General features: G+C 59.0%; 3 protein-coding genes. All 3 read right to left on the reverse strand.

The features are described from left to right. The coding region (locus tag Q7T06_RS07815; RefSeq protein WP_304782992.1) for a peptide deformylase at positions 1-354 on the reverse strand (354 nt) is incomplete at its 3' end. Continuing rightward, positions 351-1,226, reverse strand: coding sequence for a UTP--glucose-1-phosphate uridylyltransferase GalU (gene galU, locus Q7T06_RS07820; protein WP_304782995.1), 876 nt, complete (start codon positions 1,224-1,226; stop codon positions 351-353). The genes Q7T06_RS07815 and galU, both read right to left, overlap by 4 nt. Then, the coding region (locus Q7T06_RS07825) for a helix-hairpin-helix domain-containing protein (RefSeq protein ID WP_304782999.1) at positions 1,213-1,825 on the reverse strand (613 nt) is incomplete at its 5' end. The genes Q7T06_RS07825 and galU, both read right to left, overlap by 14 nt.

Below are 1,825 nucleotides of genomic sequence, written 5' to 3' on the forward strand. Positions count from 1 at the left end.
ATAATGCAAGCTGCTGAAACGCGGCACCACGCCACGCAAGCCGGGCACCGACAGGCAACCTTCCCAGCTTTCCTCCATCTCGGCTGACAACGGTCGCAGTTTCGGATTGATCAGCACGGTTTCCGGTACCGCTGGCGCATCCGGATAGCGCGTGTTCTGCTTGAAGCCGTAAATCACCAGACGCAGATTCACGCCTATCTGTGGCGCAGCCAGGCCGGCGCCGTTGGCTGCATACATCGTGTCGAACATGTCGACGATCAGCGCGTCTAGCTCCGGCGTACCGAAGGCCGGTACCGGTTCGGCTATGCGCAGCAGGCGCGGGTCGCCCATCTTCAGGATTTCTCTTACCGTCATTTGATCGTCTTCAAATAGTCTGTGAAAGCGGCGCCGGTTTCCGGGTGCTTGAGCCCCATCGCGACCATCGCCTTCAGATAGCCGAGCTTGGAACCGCAATCATAACGCTGACCGGTGTAGCGGTAGGCCAGCACCTGCTCGGCCTGCATCAACGCGGCGATGCCGTCGGTCAATTGTATTTCACCGCCGGCGCCCTTGCCGAGCGTTTCCAGATAATCAAAAATCCTGCTGGTCAGCACGTAGCGCCCCACCACCGCCAGCGTCGATGGCGCAAGCTCAGGTTGCGGCTTTTCGACGATCGCGTTCACCAGCTCCAGATTCGGCTGATAAGGGGTGGCGCTGACGATGCCATATTGTTTGGTTTCTGCGCGCGGCACATCCTGTACGGCCAGTATGCTGTGGCCTTCGCGCGCGAAGATCTCCGTCATCTGCGCCAGCACCGGCTTGGTGCCGGCTTCGGTATCCATGAAGTCATCGGCCAGCAACACGGCGAATGGCTCATTGCCGATCACCGGACGCGCGCACAATACTGCATGGCCCAGGCCCAGCGGTGCAGACTGGCGGATGTAGATGCAATTGACATGCTTGGGGATGACGTTACGCACCAGGTCCAGCAAGGCCTTTTTATTGGCGGCTTCCAGTTCCGCTTCCAGCTCATACGCCTTGTCGAAATGATCTTCGATCGCGCGCTTGTTACGGCCGGTGATGAACACCATTTCGGTGATGCCGGCAGCAACGGCTTCTTCCACCGCATACTGGATCAGCGGCTTGTCGACTATCGGCAGCATTTCCTTAGGCTGCGCCTTGGTGGCAGGCAGGAAACGACTGCCCAGGCCGGCGACCGGGAAAACTGCTTTTCTAATCTTGTTCATGGAATTCCAGTAAGTTTAGCAACGCTGATTCATCCAGTACCGTGATGCCGAGTTCCTCTGCCTTGGCCAGCTTGCTGCCTGCCTCCGCTCCTGCAACGACATAGCTGGTCTTCTTTGAAACAGAACCGGCCACCTTGCCGCCCGCCGCTTCTATTTTCTCGGCAGCGGCATCGCGACTGAGGGTAGGCAGGGTGCCGGTCAGGACAAAGGTTTTGCCGGCCAGCGGCTTGGCCTGGCTCTCCACCACATGCTCCGGCCAGCTGACGCCGGCCGCCTGCAACTGCGCAATCAATTCAATATTCAAGGGGTCGACCAGGAAACTGATGATCGATTTCGCAACCACCGGGCCGATATCGGCCACTTCCAGCAACTGCTCTTCCGACGCCTGCAGCAGAGCTTCCAGATTGCCGAAATGACGTGCCAGTTCCTTTGCCGTCGCCTCGCCGACATGGCGTATGCCGAGCGCATAAATGAAGCGTGCAAAGGTCGTCGATTTCGATTTTTCCAGCGCCGCCAGCACATTCTGCGCCGACTTGTCTGCCATCCGGTCCAGTTCGGCCAGCGCGCGAAAACCCAGCTTGTACAAATCCGCAGCCGTC

The sequence above is a fragment of the Herminiimonas sp. genome, assembly GCF_030645555.1.
GTDB lineage: Bacteria > Pseudomonadota > Gammaproteobacteria > Burkholderiales > Burkholderiaceae_D > Oxalicibacterium.